The 1,035-nt window shown below is 72.9% G+C and carries 2 protein-coding genes; one reads left to right on the top strand and one right to left on the bottom strand.

Annotated features, from left to right (window positions below; all coding sequences use genetic code 11):
• Positions 1-100: 100 nt before the first annotated feature.
• Complete coding sequence (locus B7L92_RS27690; protein WP_081240083.1) at positions 101-424, bottom strand: hypothetical protein; 324 nt, start codon at positions 422-424, stop codon at positions 101-103.
• 356 nt (positions 425-780) lie between these two features.
• On the opposite strand from B7L92_RS27690, the gene B7L92_RS27695 reads away from it, so the two are divergent.
• Positions 781-1,035, top strand: a 255-nt coding sequence (locus tag B7L92_RS27695; RefSeq protein ID WP_174704028.1) for a bifunctional DNA primase/polymerase, incomplete at its 3' end; no start/stop codon positions are given.

A 1,035-nucleotide genomic window follows, 5' to 3' on the forward strand; every position in this document is an offset into this window, starting at 1 on the left:
GCAGGGCGTCTGCGCGGCGGTACCGAAGCACCGCCGCGCAGACGCCCTGCACCCCACGAAGCACACCCCCGGGCCGTCGGAGGGCCGACGGCCCCTCACCTCACCACAGCGGGCTGAAGCTGATGGCCACGTTGTCGTTGCCCTGGTTGACGGCCGTGAACGCCGAACCGTCGACCTGGGCGGTGTTGCTCTGGTTCGCCGCTCCGGAGCCGTTGGCCTGCTGCTGTGTGGTCGCCGAGTTGCCGGAGTTGTCGCCGCCCACCCCGCTGCCGAGGACACCGGCGTCGGCGCTGGTGGCCGTCGCGTTCGATCCGTCGTCCGCGAGGGCGCCGTTGTCCGCCGCCGCGACACCGGTGAAGAGGGCGGCCGCGAGCGGAAGGGCGGAGACGGCGGCGATGACACGGGCGGTACGGATGCTTGCCATGTTGTGTTCCCTCCAGAACAAAGGACGCACCGGCTCGTGGCCGTTTGTGCGTGCGGTACGGCTGATACCGGAGGAGTCGGCCGACCCGTCCGGCGCTGTGCACGACGTCGCGGGATCAGAGTTGCCCACCGCATCCCCGCGAACCACCCCGGAAGGCGCTCTTCGCACGGAAGCGTGACGACCCGCCGATAAACCCCTTCACGCCCCCGCGCCCCGGCACGACCGCACAGAGGCGGTGCCACCCCGGTCCCCGCAAGGGATGAAGCGTTCCGGCACTTCTTCCGCCCCTCACCACCCCGGCGCGCCGCGCCCGCTCCCCCCTTTCCTTTTTCGAACGTGCGTACGAAAATAGAGGTATGGCCACCCCCGACCGGCAGGGCGCGACGCTGGCCCTCGCACACGCCCTGTCAGCCGCCGAGCGCGGTCTGGCCGTCATCCCCCTGTCCCGGACGAAGCTCCCGGCCCTGCGCTCCCCGCACCGCGACGACCCCGACCCCGCCCCCTGCCGCGGCGAGTGCGGCCGCCCGGGCCACGGCGTCCACGACGCCTCCACCGACCCCGTCCGCATCCGCGACCTGTTCGCCGCCGCGCCCCGCGCCACCGGCTACGGC

The organism is Streptomyces viridosporus (assembly GCF_002078235.1).
Taxonomy (GTDB): domain Bacteria; phylum Actinomycetota; class Actinomycetes; order Streptomycetales; family Streptomycetaceae; genus Streptomyces; species Streptomyces viridosporus.

Excerpts from the sequence above, each read along its gene's own strand:
- B7L92_RS27690 (WP_081240083.1), bottom strand. The coding sequence starts at position 424 with ATGGCAAGCATCCGTACCGCCCGTGTCATCGCCGCCGTCTCCGCCCTT.